Source organism: Flavobacterium sp. GT3R68 (assembly GCF_007109225.1).
Taxonomy (GTDB): domain Bacteria; phylum Bacteroidota; class Bacteroidia; order Flavobacteriales; family Flavobacteriaceae; genus Flavobacterium.
In genome coordinates this window covers 91,698-111,693 of the sequence record NZ_VJZK01000003.1, presented here as the reverse complement: position 1 = coordinate 111,693, position 19,996 = coordinate 91,698, and the positions used below count along the sequence as shown (strand labels likewise).

Annotated in this window: 15 protein-coding genes; 10 read left to right on the top strand and 5 right to left on the bottom strand. The window is 36.4% G+C overall.

The window, feature by feature from the left end:
- Window positions 1–24: 24 nt before the first annotated feature.
- From acs to FNW07_RS06940, 9 genes are read left to right on the top strand one after another with little or no spacing between them, the layout of a single operon-like run.
- Window positions 25–1,932, top strand: coding sequence for an acetate--CoA ligase (gene acs, locus FNW07_RS06980; protein ID WP_126743438.1), 1,908 nt, complete (start codon window positions 25–27; stop codon window positions 1,930–1,932).
- Between the two features lie 7 nt (window positions 1,933–1,939).
- Window positions 1,940–3,064, top strand: coding sequence for an NAD(P)/FAD-dependent oxidoreductase (locus FNW07_RS06975; protein WP_126743439.1), 1,125 nt, complete (start codon window positions 1,940–1,942; stop codon window positions 3,062–3,064).
- A 9-nt stretch (window positions 3,065–3,073) separates the two neighbouring features.
- The gene (locus FNW07_RS06970; protein ID WP_255512734.1) at window positions 3,074–3,784 is read left to right on the top strand and encodes a methyltransferase domain-containing protein; all 711 of its coding nucleotides are present in this window, start codon (window positions 3,074–3,076) and stop codon (window positions 3,782–3,784) included.
- The gene (locus FNW07_RS06965) at window positions 3,781–4,833 is read left to right on the top strand and encodes a type III polyketide synthase (protein WP_126743440.1); all 1,053 of its coding nucleotides are present in this window, start codon (window positions 3,781–3,783) and stop codon (window positions 4,831–4,833) included. Before FNW07_RS06970 ends, FNW07_RS06965 begins: the two co-directional genes overlap by 4 nt.
- Before the next feature lie 10 nt (window positions 4,834–4,843).
- Entirely contained in the window at window positions 4,844–5,638 is a 795-nt protein-coding gene (locus tag FNW07_RS06960) for an enoyl-ACP reductase (protein ID WP_126743441.1), read from the top strand.
- A gap of 5 nt (window positions 5,639–5,643) precedes the next feature.
- Window positions 5,644–6,078, top strand: coding sequence for a 3-hydroxyacyl-ACP dehydratase FabZ family protein (locus FNW07_RS06955; RefSeq protein ID WP_126743442.1), 435 nt, complete (start codon window positions 5,644–5,646; stop codon window positions 6,076–6,078).
- Between the two features lie 27 nt (window positions 6,079–6,105).
- Window positions 6,106–7,377 carry a beta-ketoacyl synthase gene (locus FNW07_RS06950; RefSeq protein ID WP_126743443.1) on the top strand — a complete coding sequence of 424 codons (1,272 nt, stop codon included), beginning with the start codon at window positions 6,106–6,108 and terminating at the stop codon, window positions 7,375–7,377.
- Window positions 7,378–7,380: 3 nt separating this feature from the next.
- A complete protein-coding gene (locus FNW07_RS06945) occupies window positions 7,381–7,629 on the top strand; it encodes an acyl carrier protein (RefSeq protein WP_126743444.1) in 249 nt (82 codons plus the stop codon).
- Window position 7,630: 1 nt separating this feature from the next.
- Window positions 7,631–8,119 carry a 4'-phosphopantetheinyl transferase superfamily protein gene (locus tag FNW07_RS06940; RefSeq protein ID WP_126743445.1) on the top strand — a complete coding sequence of 163 codons (489 nt, stop codon included), beginning with the start codon at window positions 7,631–7,633 and terminating at the stop codon, window positions 8,117–8,119.
- Here FNW07_RS06940 and FNW07_RS06935 read toward each other — a convergent pair.
- The 3 genes from FNW07_RS06935 to FNW07_RS06925 form a co-directional block, all read right to left on the bottom strand.
- Window positions 8,116–8,718: a 3'-5' exonuclease gene (locus FNW07_RS06935; protein ID WP_126743446.1), complete on the bottom strand. Its 603-nt coding sequence runs from the start codon at window positions 8,716–8,718 to the stop codon at window positions 8,116–8,118. The genes FNW07_RS06940 and FNW07_RS06935 overlap by 4 nt on opposite strands.
- A 2-nt stretch (window positions 8,719–8,720) precedes the next feature.
- Window positions 8,721–10,634: a DUF294 nucleotidyltransferase-like domain-containing protein gene (locus FNW07_RS06930; protein ID WP_126743447.1), complete on the bottom strand. Its 1,914-nt coding sequence runs from the start codon at window positions 10,632–10,634 to the stop codon at window positions 8,721–8,723.
- A gap of 163 nt (window positions 10,635–10,797) precedes the next feature.
- The gene (locus tag FNW07_RS06925; protein WP_126743448.1) at window positions 10,798–12,135 is read right to left on the bottom strand and encodes a DEAD/DEAH box helicase; all 1,338 of its coding nucleotides are present in this window, start codon (window positions 12,133–12,135) and stop codon (window positions 10,798–10,800) included.
- 262 nt (window positions 12,136–12,397) lie between these two features.
- Here FNW07_RS06925 and FNW07_RS06920 point away from each other — a divergent pair, with 262 nt between their 5' ends.
- Window positions 12,398–14,077, top strand: coding sequence for a DUF4832 domain-containing protein (locus FNW07_RS06920; RefSeq protein ID WP_126743449.1), 1,680 nt, complete (start codon window positions 12,398–12,400; stop codon window positions 14,075–14,077).
- A 66-nt stretch (window positions 14,078–14,143) separates the two neighbouring features.
- On the opposite strand, the gene FNW07_RS06915 is transcribed toward FNW07_RS06920, so the two are convergent.
- Together FNW07_RS06915 and FNW07_RS06910 are read right to left on the bottom strand one after the other, a co-directional pair.
- Window positions 14,144–18,028 (bottom strand): DUF2194 domain-containing protein, encoded by a 3,885-nt coding sequence (locus FNW07_RS06915; RefSeq protein ID WP_126743450.1) that lies wholly within the window; start codon window positions 18,026–18,028, stop codon window positions 14,144–14,146.
- Between the two features lie 2 nt (window positions 18,029–18,030).
- On the bottom strand, window positions 18,031–19,989 hold the full coding sequence (locus FNW07_RS06910) for a hypothetical protein (protein WP_126743451.1): 1,959 nt from the start codon (window positions 19,987–19,989) through the stop codon (window positions 18,031–18,033).
- Window positions 19,990–19,996 lie beyond the last annotated feature (7 nt).

The following is a 19,996-nucleotide window of genomic DNA, read 5'->3' as shown; positions in this document are numbered from 1 at the left end:
AGATATCCGTTAGATAATTTAATTATGAGTTACTATAAAATTGATAATTTAGAACAATACTTCAAACATTATAACAAATCCGTTCGCGAACCCCGGAAATTTTGGGGAAAAATTGCAGAGGAAAACTTCACTTGGTACCAGCAATGGGACAAGGTTATGGAATTTGATATGGCCGAAGCTAAAATAAGTTGGTTTACAGAAGCAAAGGTTAACATTGTCAAAAACTGCATTGACCGTCATTTAGCGCGACGCGGAAATAAAACAGCTATCATTTTCGAACCAAACGATCCGAATGAAGAAGCGCTCCATATTTCATATAACGAATTGTACGCACGCGTCTCAAAAATGGCCAATGTATTTCGCGAACAGGGCGTAAAAAAAGGCGACCGCGTTTGTATTTATCTTCCTATGATTCCTGAATTGGCTGTTTCTGTATTGGCTTGCGCCAGAATAGGTGCTGTCCATTCGGTTGTATTTGCGGGATTTTCATCATCCGCGGTGGCAACGCGCATCAATGACAGCGGATGTAAAATGGTCATTACTTCTGACGGAGGATATCGCGGCAATAAGACTATTGATTTAAAAGGAATCGTGGATGAAGCATTGGAAAAATGCCCAACTATTGAAAATGTCTTGGTAGTCAAACGAACCAATACTCCTGTAAATATGAAAGACGGCCGCGATCAATGGTTGCAACCACTTTTGGACAATGCACTGGATAATAACGTCGCTGAAATAATGGATGCCGAAGATCCGTTGTTCATTCTGTATACTTCCGGATCCACCGGAAAACCGAAAGGAATGGTTCATACCACCGCGGGTTACATGGTGTATACCGCTTATACTTTTAAAAATGTATTCAATTACGAAGAGAATGATATTTTCTGGTGTACTGCCGATATTGGCTGGATTACCGGACATTCTTACATTTTATATGGTCCCTTATTGAATGGGGCCACCTCGGTAATTTTTGAAGGCGTTCCTTCCTATCCGGATTTCAGTCGTTTTTGGGAAATTATTGAAAAACACAAAATCACCCAATTTTATACAGCACCAACTGCCATTCGGGCTTTGGCAAAAGAAAGCGTCGATTATGTTCAGAAATACCCATTAAAATCATTGAAAGTAATTGGATCCGTAGGGGAACCCATTAATGAAGAAGCCTGGCATTGGTACAATGACCACGTAGGAGGGAAGCGTTGCCCAGTAGTGGATACCTGGTGGCAGACTGAAACAGGCGGAATCATGATTTCCCCAATCGCATTTGTTACTCCTACAAAACCCACTTACGCCACCTTGCCTTTACCGGGAATCCAACCGGTTTTAATGGACGATAAACGAAATGAAATAGAAGGCAATCAAAAAGAAGGCAGTCTGTGCATTAAATTTCCATGGCCAGGAATCGCCAGAACCATTTGGGGTGATCATCAACGGTATAAGGATACTTATTTTACGGCTTTTCCAGGAAAGTATTTCACTGGCGACGGTGCATTGCGCGATGAAGTGGGTTATTACCGAATCACAGGCCGTGTCGATGATGTCGTAATTGTTTCGGGACATAATTTGGGAACTGCTCCTATTGAGGATGCCATAAATGAACATCCGGCGGTTGCCGAAAGCGCCATAGTAGGTTTTCCGCATGACATTAAAGGAAATGCGTTGTATGGCTTCGTTATCCTAAAAGAAACAGGCGAATATCGCGACCGCGAAAATCTAACCAAAGAAATCAACCAACATGTTGCGGATCATATCGGACCGATAGCCAAATTGGATAAAATCCAGTTTGTGTCAGGATTACCCAAAACACGTTCGGGGAAAATCATGCGCAGGATTTTGCGAAAAATTGCTGAAGGGGATTTTACTGCTTTTGGGGATATCTCGACGTTATTGAATCCTGAAATTGTGGATGAAATAAAAGACGGGAAATTATAATTATATTATGAAACCAAATAATGAAGTACTTATAATTGGCGGAGGCCTCGCAGGATTAACTGCGGCAATTCACTTGTCCAATAATGGGGCTGAGGTAACCCTGATTGAAAAAAATGAATTTCCCAAGCATAAAGTCTGTGGGGAATACATTTCCAATGAAGTATTACCTTACTTCAAAGAATTGGCAATCGATATATCCGAATTGAATCCAACGGCTATAACCAAGATTATATTTTCAACCAGCAAAGGAAAAGTTATAGAAGGCCATCTTCCTTTAGGAGGATTTGGAATTAGCCGGTATGCTTTGGATGAATTTTTATACAAAAAAGCAATCAGCATTGGCTGCAATGTGATTCATGAAACAGTAGAATCCATAGATTTTAAGGATAATAATTTTACCGTAACAACTTCCAAAAACACTATTCTTAAATCCGAAATTGTTATCGGGGCATTTGGTAAACGTTCCAATGTAGATCAAAAACTTAATCGGAATTTTATTCAGAAAAAATCACCATGGTTGGCCGTAAAAGGACATTATTCAGGAGATTTTCCTAATGATGCCGTTGGATTGCATAACTTCAAAGGTGGCTATTGTGGAGTTTCAAAAGTCGAAAAAGATGTAATAAATATTTGTTATTTAGCCGATTATGAGACTTTTCAGAAATACAAAAATATCGAGAACTATCAGGAAAATGTAGTGCTCAAGAATCCTAATCTAAAAGAAATATTCAAAAACAGTAAATTGTTATTTGACAAACCATTAACCATCAGCCAGATTTCCTTTGAAAAAAAGGAAGCCGTCGAAAACCACATCCTGATGATAGGTGATACCGCAGGACTAATCCATCCTTTATGCGGAAATGGGATGGCAATGGCCATTCACAGTGCTAAAATAGTTTCTGAACTAATCGAAAAATATTTCAACGGGGAAATAAATTCAAGGGAACAGTTGGAAAAAAAATACACATTGGACTGGAATAAAAATTTCAAAAACCGATTAAAAACAGGGCGGTTTTTAGGAACATTGTTGCAAAAACAGAACCTTTCCGAACAACTGTTAAATTTATTGACTAAATTTCCATTTTTATTACCAAAGATCATTAAAAAGACACACGGAAAACCAATTTACTAAAATCACGGCATGTTACAGACCAAATACAGGACCGAAAGACCTGAAATCATGGATGATTTTACCATTGGAGGAGAAGCCTTGGTTGATGCATTGGATAAAATCGCCAGAATCAACCACCTTTTGGGTGGAAACCAACTAACTTTGCGGGGTGTTCAACATTTGATAATGAAGATTCCCAACTTCCAGGAAATCACTATTGTTGATGTCGGATGTGGAAATGGTGATATGTTACGGACTCTGGCAAATTATGGTTTAGGAAACGGATTGAAATTTAACTTAATCGGAATCGATGCCAATAATTTTGCAATTCAGCACGCGAAGGAATTATCTCAAAAATATTCTAATATCCATTTTAGATGCGAAGATATTCTAAATCAGGATTTTGCCGAACTAAAGTATGACATTGTGCTATGTACTTTGACATTACATCATTTTAAAAATGACGAAATTATTCAATTAATGACTATTTTTAACAAACAGGCGAGTATTGGAGTCGTCATTAATGATTTGCACAGAAACAAAATCGCATACCGTCTGTTTCAGCTGTTGTGTTTTGTATTCCGACTAAAAAATATGCCTCGCGAAGATGGATTAACGTCTATTTTAAGAGGTTTTAAAAAAGAAGAACTAATTCGTTTTTCAAAAAAATTAAACATTAAAAATTATACAGTTCAATGGAAATGGGCTTTCCGTTACCAGTGGATAATTTCAAAAATATGAGTGTAAAAATAAAGGCCGTTACTAAGCAGTTGCCAAAATATTCGAGGACAACCGAAGAAATCATCCCTTTTCTGGACACTTGGTTAGTTGGCCAGGACGAACGATTCATCCGAAAAGTAAAAAAGATTTTTGAAGGGGCGGCAGTGGATAAACGCTATTCCATTATGGATCCGATTGAAGTTTTTACCAATACTTCCTTTGAAGAAAGAAATGATATTTACGTTCGCGAAGTGATTGATTTAGGGGAAAAAGTTCTAACCAGTGCTTTACAGAAAGCACAATGGAATGCTGAAGACATTGATTATATCATTACAGTTAGCTGCACCGGAATTATGATTCCGTCACTCGATGCCTATCTCATCAATTCGCTGAAACTGCGTCAGGATATTATCAGGCTCCCGGTAACAGAAATGGGATGTGCCGCAGGTATTTCCGGAATTATATATGCTAAAAATTTCCTTCAGGCGAATCCAGGAAAAAGAGCTGCCGTTATAGCAGTTGAAAGCCCAACAGCAACTTTTCAGTTGAATGATTATTCGATGGCAAATATTGTTAGTGCTGCTATCTTCGGAGATGGTGCCGCCTGTGTAATGCTTTCTTCGCATGAAGATGATGAAGGGCCTGAAATTATCGCGGAAGAAATGTATCATTTCTATGACAACATTCATATGATGGGTTTCAAACTTACTAATTCAGGTTTACAAATGGTATTGGATATTGAGGTTCCTGAGACTATTTCATCTCATTTTCCTGATATCATACATCCTTTTTTGAAAAAACATAATCTGCGAATTGAGGACATTGATCATTTGATATTTCATCCGGGAGGAAAAAAAATTGTACAGACCGTCGAAGATTTATTTTCGGATCTAGGAAAAAACATCGCAGATACTAAAGAAGTACTTCGTTTATATGGCAATATGTCCAGTGCTACGGTTTTATATGTGTTGGAACGCATGATGGACAACAAACCAAATAAAGGAGAAAAAGGATTGATGTTGAGCTTTGGGCCCGGGTTTTCGGCTCAAAGAGTTTTATTGCAATTTTAAATTCGGCACAATGGCAACATTTCAGAATACCGATTATTGGGCTATTATTCTCGGAGGTAGCAGTGGTTTAGGTCTGGCTTCCGCCAAAAAATTAGCGCAGCAAGGAATGAATATCTGTATTATCCACAGGAATTCCCGTTCCGAAATGGAGTTAATTAAAACGAATTTTGACCATATCAAATCCAATGGTATACAATTTTTGAGTTTCAATGCAGATGCTCTTAATAAAGAAAAAACCGCCGAGCTCATTACCGAAATTAAAACTAAAATCGGAGAGAAAGGCCGAATAAGATGTTTGGTACACAGTATTGCAAAAGGAAATTTAAAACCGATGACAAGTCAAACCGAATCTATTTTATCTTCAGACGATTTTCAAATTACATTGTATGCGATGGCTATCAGTTTATATGATTGGACCAAAGCCATTTTTGAATCTAAATTATTCTCAGAAGATGCACGGATTATTTCGTTCACCAGTGAAGGAAACGCTAAAGCAATGCCCTATTATGGCGCCGTTTCTGCAGCAAAAGCCGCATTGGAAGCAATTTCCAGAAATATTGCCTTAGAATTTGCACCTTACGGAATCCGATCCAATTGTATACAGGCCGGGGTGACCGATACCCAATCCTTGCAGATGATTCCCAATAGCGAAAAAATCATCAGTTTTTCAGCAAAAAGGAATCCTTTTAAAAGATTAACAACTCCGGAAGATGTGGCTAATGTAGTGTATTTGCTATGTAGAGACGAAGCTTCCTGGATTAATGGTGCCACGATTCCAGTAGATGGTGGCGAACGGATCTGCTGAATAAGATGGACAAACAAGAAATCATTTCAAAATTACCTTATTCCGAACCTTTTTTGTTTGTGGACGACATTTTGGAAATAAATGAAGATGGAGTAATCGGAACGTATTTTTTTGATGAAAATCTTTATTTTTACAAAGGTCATTTCAAGCAAATTCCAGTTACACCAGGAGTAATTCTGACCGAAACCATGGCACAGATTGGTTTGGTTTGCCTTGGTATTTTTTTAATGAATGATTCCTTTAATATGAATACCGCAATTGCTTTAACATCAACAGAAATAGAATTTTTAAAGCCTGTTTTCCCAAATGAGAAAATAACGGTGATTTCCAAAAAAATATATTTCAGGTTTGGTAAATTAAAATGCAGCGTTGTTATGATAAATAGCAAAAATGAGGAAATTTGCACCGGAACAATTGCAGGAATAATCACTTCAAAATAAATTACAATTGCACTAAATTTCAATAAAATGGAAAAAAGAGTAGTCATAACAGGTCTTGGCGTAGTTGCTCCAAATGGAGTAGGCCTTGAGGAATTTACTCACGCCATTAAAAACGGAATTTCGGGAATCAAACATGACAAGGAATTGGAACGACTTCAATTTTCCTGTCAGATTGCCGGCAAACCGGACGTTTCCAGGGAATTATCGCTTCGTTATTTTTCGGAATTGGAGCTTCGTAATTTTAATGCAACCGGAATCTTATATGGGGTTATTGCAGGAATTGATGCCTGGCAAGATGCGGGATTATCGATGGATATTACAGAAGAACCGGACTGGGACAGTGGGACTATCTTTGGAACAGGAATGTGTGGTGTAGAAAAATTCCGTGAATGCATTTATAAAATTGACGATTTTCAAACCAAACGATTAGGAAGCACTGCCGTAGCTCAAACGATGAACAGTGGCGTAAGTGCCTATATAGCAGGGAAATTAGGTTTAGGAAATCAGGTTTCGACCAACTCTTCTGCCTGCACTACCGGAACAGAAAGTATCTTAATGGCGTATGACCGAATCAAATCCGGTAAGGCCAAACGTATTCTTGCGGGAAGTACAAGTGATTCCGGTCCTTATATTTGGGGTGGATTTGACGCCTTGAAAGTTTGTTCTTTCAAACACAACGATTCCCCTGAAAAAGGATCGCGGCCTATGTCAGCCAGTGCTTCGGGATTTGTTCCAGGAAGCGGAGCGGGTGCTTTACTGTTAGAAGATCTGGATTCGGCTATAGCCCGTGGCGCCAAAATTTATGCAGAAGTTCTGGGTGGAAATTTAAATTCCGGAGGACAACGGGGTTTGGGAACAATGACGGCACCCAATCCGATAGCAGTGCAAAGATGCATCACTGATGCGCTTGAAAACGCCGGAATTGGACCCGAAGATATTGATGCAATTAATGGTCATTTGACAGCAACTACAAAAGATGGGCTGGAGATACAGAATTGGAGTAAGGCATTAAATCGAAAAGGAGAAAATTTTCCGTATATTAACTCCTTGAAATCGATGATAGGACATTGCATCTCTGCCGCCGGTAGTATAGAAAGTGTCGCTACAGTGTTACAATTGCATCATGGATTTGTGTTTCCGAATATCAATTGCGAAGACATGCATCCCGAAGTGACAGAAGTCATAGGTGCTTCCAGAATTCCTCAGCAGTTGATTGAAAAAGAATTAAATATTATTGCCAAAGCCAGTTTTGGTTTTGGAGACGTAAACGGATGTGTCATCTTAAAAAAATATAAATAACCCATGAACAGAGAAGAAACAATCGAAAAATTGAAAACCATTGTTAAGCCATATATCAAAGATCAGGAAGCATTTAACAATTTGAATGAGAATACGGATTTTATTAATGATTTGAAAATAAACTCCGCGAACTTAGTGGATGTTATTTTAGATATCGAAGAAGCATTTAACATTGTCATTGATAACCAATCGATGGAGCGAATGATGGATGTGAAGTCGGCGATGGAAATTATAAAAACAAAATTAGCCTAATGTGATTGGAAATGATATTATCGATTTAGCTTTAGCCAAAAAAGAAAGTAATTGGAAACGTGAAGGTTTTTTAAATAAAATTTTTACCGCAGAAGAACAACTGCTCATTTTTCAATCTTCTACCCCGGAAAATATGGTGTGGAACCTGTGGAGTAGGAAAGAGGCTGCTTATAAAATCTATAATCGTCAAACACAAATCCGGAATTATAATCCGATGCAATTTGTCTGTTCCGACGTTCATTTAGCTGTAGGGAAAGTGATTTGCAAAGAAAATGTCTATTTTGTAAAAACGGAAATAACGAACGAGTACATTCATACCATTGCGGTTACATCTATTAAAGATTTTAAAAAGCTTGAAATACTTGATTTTGCGATCAAAATTTATAAAAAAGATGGAATTCCTGAGATTTTAATTAAAAATGATACTCTATTAAAACCAATTTCCATCAGTCATCACGGGAGATTTGAAAGAAGGATAATGATTTCTTAGTGGATTCCGAGTCGGGTTTTCAATTTCAAAAATAACAACGCAATATTATAAGCATCTTCAGACGAGGTGTGCCTGTCGGTTTTGGAAATCTTAAAATCCGTACACATCTCATCTAAAGGAAATGGTCTGTCGTAATCATCTTTCCACTTTTTATACATGATTTCGATATCCAACGCTTCGTTTTTCAGTCTTCCGCAATGCATTTTTTCCAGTGCTTCATTTATCATATCGACCTCCATATCAATACGATGCCCTACTAATATTGAATTTCCAATATATTCGATAAAAGCCTGAATGGCTTGCGGTTCCGCTAATTTCGTCTGCTTGGTTTCTATCAGGAATTCATTGGAAAGTCCATTGTCATGAAGAAAAATATACTGAAGCAGCGCCACATCAAAACTATCGCTGATGATAACACCATCGTTAATAATCGCAACTGCACCAAGGGATAAAATCACATCTTTCTGTGGATTCAATCCCGAAGTTTCGGCGCTCAGAATCACAAACCGCTTGGTTTTTTCCTTGTGATCGAATTTGGAAACATATTCTTTCCAAAATTCCGGATACTCCCTATTAATATTTTTCAGCCATTCTAACATAACTATGAAAAGTGTGTAAGTTGAAAATTATCCTTTACTAATTCCTCTAGTTCTTTTATAGGTATAAAACAATTTTTAAGTTTCTCCTTATCGTGTTTTGAAAGTTCTTCTAAATTTATGTATTGGCCCGAGTTCTCGTTCTTTATTCCTTCTAAAGTCCTAAATTTTGACAATATAAGAAAGGCTTCGGCGCAATTCAGGTAAATTTCCGAATGTTTGGGATCAATCATCGCCAATTGCTTAAATCGCAGATAGGTATTGTTGATTCCTTTCAGGTTATGACTCAACGTAAAAAGTCTCGCACCATCAATCAACGGTAATAAAGCCCGGGTTTTGATGTCAAATTTGTTTTTATTGGGCCCCTCTTCTTCTACATTAAATTTTTTGAAAAAACTCAATGGTGCGGGTTTCCTAAGGGCATCGTTTCCTAAATAATCAAAGAACAGCAAGTTGTTTTTTACATTCGCAAAAATTGATTCGGTCAATACTTCTTCAATTTTTATTTCGCCAAATGCTATCTCATAATCGAAGAAAATACCGGTTATTTCATCTGTATTTTCTCCCGGAGTATTCATCCAGGTATTGTATTGTTTTACCCAGTCCGTCAATGATTTACACCAAGACATATTACTGGCCATATTACTATAAGGACAAAATTCGTAACCAGTTTTTTCTAAAGTCGCCGTTACTTTTTTGGCAAGTTTCAGAAAGTAATCTTTTACATCCCGGTATTTATCGGCCGACACATCTTCGAACACCAAAATACTGTCCTGATCTGTCAGTAATAATTGTTCCTTTCTACCTTGGCTTCCTATACATAACCACGCAAACCGGGCAGGAGGGGATCCCATTTCCAATATTGCGATTTCTACAGCCCGTTTGACAATAGCGGTAGTGATTTCACCCGAAATATTGGTGATATGCGAAAGCGGAATATTTTTCGTGATGGAATTTTGAATCAGATGGGATAATTTTTCCCGAACTGACCTTAAGTCTTTAGCATTTATAGAGCGTTTAATTTCTTTAATCAAAACCCCAGGATTGTTGGATTGAGCTACAATCAGGTCATGTTCAGAAATGACTCCTTTAATTTCTGACTTATCAGAACCGTCTTGTGTCACACATAAATGAGTCACATTATTTTTGAGCATCAGTAGTTGCGCTTCAGGTAAAGAAATATTTGGCGGCACAGTAATGACAGGGGAAGACATTAATTTACTGATGGCATCAGTAATCAGGAAACGACCGGTACCAATTTTACTGCGAATATCCGAATCCGTGACAATACCAATAGGAAGGTTTTGTTCAGCGACAATAATACTATTCATAAGATTATCGGTCATCACCTGGGCCACATCTTTTACAAAAGTGGATGCACTGGTTTTTAATGGCGTTTTATTATAGGCTAACGACTGAAAATACTGAATTTCAGGCTGTTTTTCCGAATAAACTATATTGTCAGAAATGAATTTTCCGCGATTTTCCTTATCAGAAGGGTTAACTGTATTGGTTGCAAAACTCTGTAAAAGAAAGTCCAGCACTTCCATATTCTGCGCGACAAAAGGTTTGAACGCCGCAATGGGAATAGCGTATAAAATGCTTTCATCACGGGCCTTAGCCGTCATCATATAATTATTTTTGGCAAAAAAAGGACGAAGACCAAAAATATCACCGGCGCGGCATTTATTCAATAAAGTTTCCTCGGCATCAGCTATTACCGATAAATTAATCGTTCCGGCTGCCACAACATAAAAACTGTCATGAAGCGGATCATCAATTTGAAATAATGTTTTATTTTTTTCTAAATTAACTACGCGAACGCTCATTGCGATTTCCATCAATTCCTCGTAGGACAAATTGTGAAAAGGGGGATATTCCTTAAGAAAATCAGCTATACGAGCAGCAATAGTATTCATAGGCAATAGAAAAAAGAGATGTATTGTAAAAATAGGATTTATTATGTAATGATGCAAGAATAGTAGGATTTAAAATATTCTATTTTACATAATATAAATTATAGTGCAAATAGTATTGTACAATAATCGCACAGTTTTGGTAGTATCACATATATGAATCTAATTATCGCTTCTTTTTCTTTGCGGGAGTTTCTGTTTTAATATCAGTTTTATGTTGCAGTAAATAATTGGCCAGCATCTTTTCAATCAGTTCATCTTTAGTTAAATGATGAAATACCGTTTTGACTTTATCCTTAAGTATTGGTGAAACTTCGTGGTTTGGTTTCGTTTTGAAAATTTGTTTTGCCCATAAAAAAGTATTATTTTCTTCAATACTTATAGCGTCCGGTTTTTTAAACTCCGTGAATTTGATTCCTAATTCTTTTTCAAAATCAACTAATTCTGCAGTTTCTTCTGGTTGTAAAACAGTCAAAGACAATCCTTTTGCGCCAGCTCTAGCCGTTCTTCCGCTACGGTGCACATACGTTTCATATACATCCGGCAAATGATAATTGACTACATAAGAGATTTCTTTTACATCAATTCCTCTGGCAGCCAAATCAGTTGCCACTAATATATTGATATGTCCTTCGCGGAACTGTGCCATGATACGATCACGGATTGGCTGCGTCAGACTGCCATGAAGTGCCCCGGAAGAAAACCGGTTGATAGCCAGATTCTTAGCCAGTTTATTCACTGCCGCCTTGGTCTTGCAAAAAATGATGCCCCGCTCCCCTTCTTTTGATGATAAAAAATGCATCAACACATCCAATTTTTCAATGGCGTCAACAACAATGTACTGATGATCAATCCCTTGATTCCCTACAGTCTGCATATCTGCACTAACTTGTGTTACATGTTTGGACATATAATTCTGCACCAGTTGTTTGATAGTACCTGGCATGGTTGCCGAAAACAGGAAGGTTCTTCTGCTTTTAGGCAATTCTGTCAGTATTTCATTCAGGCTTTCTTTTAAGGCCGTAACCATTTCGTCAGCTTCATCCAGAACTAAATACTTTGCCTCTTTAATATTAATGGCATTTCTTTTAATCAGGTCAATTAAACGTCCAGGTGTTGCAATTACAATATGCGTTGTAGTGGCCAACCGTTCGATTTGTGGTTTGATTGGGATTCCGCCACACGTGGCTGCTATAGAAACTTCAGGTAAATATTTCGCATAGGCTTCCATATTAGTATATATCTGCTGACCCAGCTCTCTGGTTGGAACCAATATAACAGCCTGAATTTTATTGTTATTCACATCAACCAACTGTAATAACGGTAATCCGAATGCAGCAGTCTTCCCAGTACCGGTTTTAGCTATACCAACAAAATCATCTTTTTGTGATAATAAGATTGGGATCGATTTTTCCTGGATCTCTGTGGGAACAGCAATCTTCATTTCGTCTAAACTTTGTAATACAGGGTTGGAAATTCCTAATTCGGAAAAATGCTTTGACATAAAATTAATTTTGAACAAAGATAAAGAGTCTTTTCCCCTTAAAATCAATCCTTTGATAATAAATAAACCAATCAATATATATAGTTGATTTCTAGTTAGTTAGTGATATTTACCCCTTTTGTAAGTATTTATCTGTTTATAATGTTAAAATGTGCACTTAATCGACAAAAAATGCACTTTTAACATTTCTTTTTAATTCACCAATAGATGTAACATATACATTTGCAATGTGTTACAATCAAAAACAATAAAAATTTTTACAATGCAAACAACAACCACAACCACAAAAAAAACAACAACAAATTCTAACATTAATAATATTATGAAGAAATTATTTATCGCCATGGTATTACTTTTATCTTTCTATAGTAATGCCCAAAATTCAACTGTAACTTATACGCCATCATCGGCTGCTATAAATAATCCGGAAAGAGGATTCTATAAACATACCGAAACGCACTCTGCCAGTTATTCTAGTTTAAGTCAATCTACATTAGATGGTTATCGTGCCAACAACACAACACTGTTATTGAGAGTGTTTTACTTAGAAAGTTTTAGAAATTCTCCAATATCAAGTGCATATTTAAGTGCAATGCAAGCGGATTTTAATAAAATCAGAAGTGCAGGTTTGAAAGTTATCGTTCGTTTTGCTTATTCTGATACAGATGTAGCTGGACAAAGAGATGCTTCAAAAGCTCAGGTGTTAGCACATATTCAACAAGTAAAACCATTATTGGTTACTAATACTGATATCATTAGCGTTATGCAAGCCGGATTTATCGGGTCTTGGGGAGAATGGTATTATACAGATAATTTTGGAATGAGTCCAAGTACAACTGATTTTGCTAACCGTAAAGAAGTAGTGGACGGAATCCTTTCTGCATTGCCGGCTTCAAGAATGGTTCAAATTAGAACCCCTTCCTTAAAACAAAAAACATATGGTTCAACTTCAGCTTTGACTGCAGGACAAGCTTTCAGCGGGGCTAACATTGCAAGAATTGGTCACCACAATGACTGTTTCCTGGCTAGTTCATCAGATTTTGGAACGTATAACAATATTTCATCTGAGTATCCATATTTGGAGCAAGAAACAAAATATACAGCAATGGGTGGAGAAACTTGTGCGGTTAATGAGCCAAGGTCAGGATGTTCTACAGCAGTTGCTGAAATGACAAAATTCCACTGGTCATATTTGAATTTTGATTATAATCCTAGTGTTATTAGCGGATTCCAAGCTAACAACTGTTTCAGTGAAATTCAAAACAGATTAGGTTACCGTTTCCAAATGGTGAATGCAACTTTGCCACAGACAGCAAGTATCGGAGCAGCAATGCCTATTACTCTTAAAATAAAAAATACTGGTTTTGCTTCTCCATACAACCAAAGAAAAGTATACTTGGTTTTGAGAAACTCTTCAACTGGTCAGGAATATTCTGTTGCATTGAACACTGATCCAAGATTATGGGCAGCTGGTGTAGAGCAGACAATTACTGAAAACGTGACTTTGCCAACTAACATGGTAGGTGGAAGCTATAAATTGTTCTTGAAATTGCCAGATATGGATTCAGCATTGAGCACCCGTCCAGAGTATTCTATCCGTATGGCAAATGAAACTACTTGGGAAAGTACAACAGGTTGCAATGATTTGAAACATACAGTAAATGTTGGTACTTCATCTTCTTTAGGAACTACTGAAATCCATACATTAGAAATGAAGATTTATCCTGTTCCTGCTGACAATGAAATGACCATTGAATTTGATGCAATCAGCAACTACAAAGTATCTGTTTACAACTCATTAGGACAAAGAGTAAGTTTGAGTTCTACATTGAATACAAATAAAATGGTTTTGAACACTCAAGGTTTAAGCAGTGGTGTTTACTTGGTTCAATTTGAAAATAATGACAAAAAAGAAACTAGAAGGGTTACAGTAACTCACTAATTTATAAAGTTTAAAAATTAATAAGTTTTGAATAGTGGTTGATAGAATTTTAGGATTCTTCAACCACTATTTTTTTTGTTTTTTTTTCAAATTGTATTTTACACCTAAACGAAGTACATTTGAATAAAATTCGGATTGTGAATATATTTCAAATGCGCCGGTAATAGCAGTATAGTCAAATATTTGATAAGCAACCTCACCCATAAATCGTTTAAAATCACCACTATAATCATCATAGAACCAAGCAGCTTCTAGTCGGGAATTAAAATTACTTTCTTCTTTTCCAAACTTCCAGCCCAATCCTCCACCCATATAAAACCGACTGTCAATTATCCAATATGGATAACCGGATGCTGGATCTAAAGTGGCGTCTCCGATAGAGGATTCTGAGTATGAAGCTTCAACGAATGGCAGAAACTTCGATTTTTTCTCCTTTCCATTATCCCAAATAATTTTTGCAGTGGATGATCCTTCATAAGAATCACTGGTTTCCGCCACCGTTTTTGAAATGCTGTATGTATAATAATTGGCTTCAAGTGATAAACTGGCATTGATTAGTCCAAAAAAATAGGCATCCTGGTAAAGTGTTCCTTGCAATCGATATATACTTTTACTGTAAGCAGGACCCGTTTCTGCAGGGAACAATTTAATTTCCAAAGACCGATACCATTTGTTTCTGGAGTAGTTCGCCCCTATTCCGGCATGAATATATAATTTATCAAAATCACTGTACTCTCCTCTAATGCGTGCCCAATATTGCAATTTGTCAAAATTTTTCGGATTATTGAATTGATATTGTAATCCATAAATGGTATGAGTAACATTATCGGGATCTTCAATTTCAACATCTATATTATACATTTTGCTAAAGGTTGCGGCGAGTGTATGAATGTTTTTATACTTATCGTGCGAGCTATAGCCAACTAAATTTTTAAAGGCAGATGGGTCGGTACGGTTACTTTCCAATACGGATGCCAAAGTAATATAATCGCCATTCTCTTTTCGGTCGGCTTTTATCAATACGTTTTTTACATCAGAATAAAAAAGAGCGGGATAATTCTGAATCAAATCCTGTTGAATCGAAGCATCTACGTACATAACATCTTTATTAAGCATCGCCCGTAAATTTTCCTTTTCAGTATTTTCTGGTAGAGAACTGGCTAAAACCCACGCTTCCTTGAATTTTCCGATTTCATGATTGATATTGCTTAATACCGATAATGCCTTATAATCCGTTCCGTTTGTAGCGATGTAATTTTTATATTCGGATTCCAAAACCTTAAATGATTTTAGTTCTACCAACCACGACATACGTATTGCAAAATCGATGTCATTACTATAGGACGCCCAATCGTATGCTTTTTGAAACTGACTATTATCAGCATAAAGCCATGCAATATCTGTTGCCAGGGATTTTAGTTTTTCAGACGGCTGTTCTTTGTCTAATTCGGCCAAAGCATTTTGTGGTTCATAAGTTAATAAATATTGAATATACTGCAAATAAGAACCGGTTCCGGTATCTATTTTTAGTAGATTCAGCAATGCGCTTTTTATTTTTGCCTGATTTTCAGGAGTGTAAAATGAAGCCACATAACTGTTCAACAAATCCTTATCATTCGGGGTTACCAAGATTTGAGCTTCGAGCCACTTCTCTTTTGATAAATCATTCGGGTATTCAATAATTTTATTTAATTCTTTGGAATACATAATATTTTCCGGCAATGGATATTGCAGACAATGATTTTCCAATGCCTTCCAGACCTCTACTGCCCTATCTTCCGAAATCATATATTTAGCATATTTATTCCAGGCAATCGGATCAATTTTGGAATCGGTTTGTATTTTTTGCTTTAATTTCTCGATTTCAACTTTGAATTTCATATCCGTATCGACCCAAGTTTCACCAGTTGCATCCAACAGGAATTTTTTTACTTTAGCTTCATAAGCCAAGATGTCTGCATTAACATTTTTCTGCAAATCATCGAGCTTTAGTCTTTGTTCCGCCGTCATGTAATTCAAATCCGGCAGGATCAGCTTTGAAGTATTGGTGTAAACAGAATACAGATATCCATCCAAATAAGGGGTTCTCGAAAACCGTACTGCTTGATTTTTTAGTGCCGCTTCCATTTTTTGGATATTTTCGGAACTGATATAAACAAACCAATATTGCTTTCCGGATATGGATTCTTCGGGTTTTAATTCTTCAACAGTATACAACCCATTTTCAGTTTTATGATTGAAATTGGAAGCTCTCCAATCCAAAACAATATGTGCTGCCTCGCCTGCGCTTAAAAATCGCATTTGAGGATATAGCGTAGTCATCTCTTTTAGGTATTTATCAAATTCCGAGTACATGCCGATTTTCTTGCCTTTGGTTTTGTACCATCCTAAATTCAGTGCATTTCTATAATCAAATTCGCCCTGCGTGTGATTCTTCATCGTATTTACTTGATACACGTCATCCGGGTGCACAAAATGTGTCCAGATTCCGGTAAACAAATAAGTCGATTGCTGGCTGTATTGTTGGGCGACATTTAAATGGTAGCCACTGGTAATTCGGGGGAAATCAAAAAAATCTTTATTGTAAGGGTCAAAATCAAATTCCCTGTTTTCACCTTCAGAAGTTACCCCATCATAACTACTGCACATATATTTCAGGAAGGGCATACCCTTTTTGAGTTCGTCAATTCCCATGTTATCAATAAAATTCGATGGGGGAACATAGGTTACCGGTAAGGGTCCAAAATTGCTTACCTCCCATCTTTTCTGTACTGATTTTAATGAAGTGCCGATGAAATCTTTATTCTTCCACAAACCTTTAATAAGCTCCACATGATTGTACCCATGGAAAGAAAGCTCGTGTCCATTTTTAGCCGCATCTTTAACAAACCAATCGCTCAATGACTCCACATTGGGACCGGATTTAATTTTATTTTTATCCCATTGATCAAAAGTGAATGGTGGTTCCACTTTATTTTTATAATCAAAGGTCAACATAACTGAATAATCAATATTGTATTTTTTGCCCAATTTTACCATATCAGGCCACCAAACTTTTTTGACAAAATCCCGAGCAGAAAGACCCATCTCTGAAGCGATGGGTTCAGATTTCATATCAAAAAGCGGACACGGAAAATCATCCAAAAAAATCGTACTGACATTCGCCACGGGATATGGAATACCTTCCAAGCCTTCCATAATACCGGCAAACAGAAAGCCGCGATCTCTCTTTTTAAAGTCTTTTTGACTGTTAAAAAGAATAACTCTCCCTTTTCCAATGGTATTTTTAATTATCGTTGGATAGGCCGGGTCGTTTACAGCAGTCGCCAAAATTTTTATATTATTTGAAAAATTTTCTTTTGCATAACCATAGTGAAGTTCGTTTGGATTTATTTTTTTTCCATTGAAATTCGGAAGTATTGGCGTCTTTAAATAAAAACCTTTAGCAGTGATATCCGTATAAAATAATGCTTCGGGCCTGAATCCCAATAAATAGGCAAGTCTTTTGTCTTCCACTCCTAATGGTAAGAAAAATGTTCCGCCGTTCACTATAAATTCAGTAATGGTTTTTATCGAAGCGTCACTTAATTTTATAGTTGATGTCATGCATAAAACGCGGGTTGAGGAAGAAATTTCAGGTGTAGCATCCCATTTATTAATGTCAATAATTTTGTAGGGAAGTTTGGTATAATCACAAACTTTTTTCAAGTTGCTGTTAAAGTTAACACTTAAATCATCGTCATTATCTAGAATAAATTCAATAATTGGAGGCTGCATAATAGGGTTCTCTGAATATCTACGAAACTGATTTGTGCCTTTTTTATTCTCTCCTGCGAGATTAAAGGCATCCGAATCAAAATTATCAACCGTACCACAATTTACAAACACCATTGCGATTGCGAGAGCAAGCAAAAATTTATATCTTTTTAATACCGCGTTTATCACCTTCATAATTAAAATATTAAGTCCGAAATTTTACTCGATTTGGGTTCATTAATTATTTCATATACTTTAAAATTCTTATTGGCATAAAACAATTCTATTTTACGCCCTCTCTTTTTTAAGATTTCCATCTGATTTATCAGCGTTTTAGTCAGACTGTCATTTTCTGCGAAAGGACTCGGTTCTTTGCTATTGAATACAAAAAGAAGTACGCTCTTTGGAATTACGTTTTGTGGATTTTTTTTAAAAAACTTTGGATTTCTGATATTCTTAAAATAAATGGAATCTTGCTTTGGATATTCATTCAGAAAATCTTCATAATTCATAAAATAATGTTTGTGGGCACTAATTGCCTGAGTTGAATTATCATTCACTACCGCGTAGGAATACGGAAAATAGTTATGGGAAATTTTATCATACACCTGAAGCACCTGCTTTGGAACATCATCGGATTCTGAAAATTGGTCAATCGCATTTTTTTGATAATAAACCGCTGAACAAACTATTGTAATAACAAGCAAAGTCACCGCATATTTATTGAATTTTTCCATTTTTATAGCTACCGGTTTAAAGATTCTGACGATAATGGCAGCGTTAATACCAATAACGATCGGAATAAATGCCGAAAGAGATTGTATCAATAAATCCGGATCTATCCATGGATTTTTTAGAAATCCCATAAATATTAAAGAGATGAAATAAAGTAAAAAAGCAATTGCGGCTTTCCAGTTTTCCTTATTGTAAAATGTGAATTTCAACAAACAAAGGATTCCGCATAAGGCACTTATTATGTAATAATTCAGTAATTTGTTTAATGGCAGAACCAACTGTGGAATGTAGGTGTAAGAATTTACAGAAAGCAGATTAGCATGCATAAACATAAAAAAATCAGTTTCAAAATGACGGCAGGCCAAAGCGTAAACGCCTAATATGATGGCAGCGGCAACGATATATGCGCCAATGCCAATCCAAAATCGTTTTCGTAAAATGCGGCTTGTCAAGAAGATAGAAATAACAAAAAATGGTGGCAAAAGTATGTACAAAGTAAATAGATCGATCAGTCCGATCACTATAAAAACCACGATGAAACATATAAAATAATTGAGCTTCCTTATTTTTAGCAAATCCGGTTTTAAGGTGTACACCATGGCCGGAAACGCAAATGTCAACGCTAAGAAGGTTGACTTTGTCTGGAGTAAGAAATTAATGTTTATCGGTATCAGAGTATAAATTAGGGCAAATGACAAAGCGGCAACAATAGGTGCAAAATAATTTGATAAGGTAATCTTCCTCATCATCCAAAATAACAAAAGGCTAAGCAGGATAGATTCCAGAATACCTATAGACTGTAATGCAATTTCAGGACTGACAGCAGTAATTTTTGAATAAAAATTTACGAATGCCAAATCACCTCCCAAAGCCATATCATCTAAAAACCAATGTTGTGCATCAAAGGCGTTTATCTTTTCAAGATCCAAAATCCACATATTGGATAAGGAATATAAGTCGTACCTGAAGAAATAGTAACGGCTTACAAAAGTGATTACAGCGAGGTTTAAAAACAAGGCAAGTTCAAAAAAAATATTTTTCAGGACACTGTCATTTTTTTTAAAAACAATCCAGGATGAAAGCGATTTATGGAGTTCAATTCTCTTTAATAATTTGTGGATGATCGCTTTTATTTTATCATCAAAATAGACATGACTTTTAATATTATGAATTCCGATACTATCAATGATGATTATAAATATCAAAATCAAAAAGCAGTTTAGTAAGTCATATATATTGAGTTGTACGGTCACAAAAATAACTATCCCAACAATACTTCCGTATTTGAACCACTGGTGTACTAAAAATTCCGTGAAAGTATTGGACGCTGATTGATTTATCCACTTTCGGTTCATGTAGAATAAAACCAGCAACATCCCGAAAAATCTCATCAGGCCTAAGACTATTGAACTCGTAAACATATTGCAT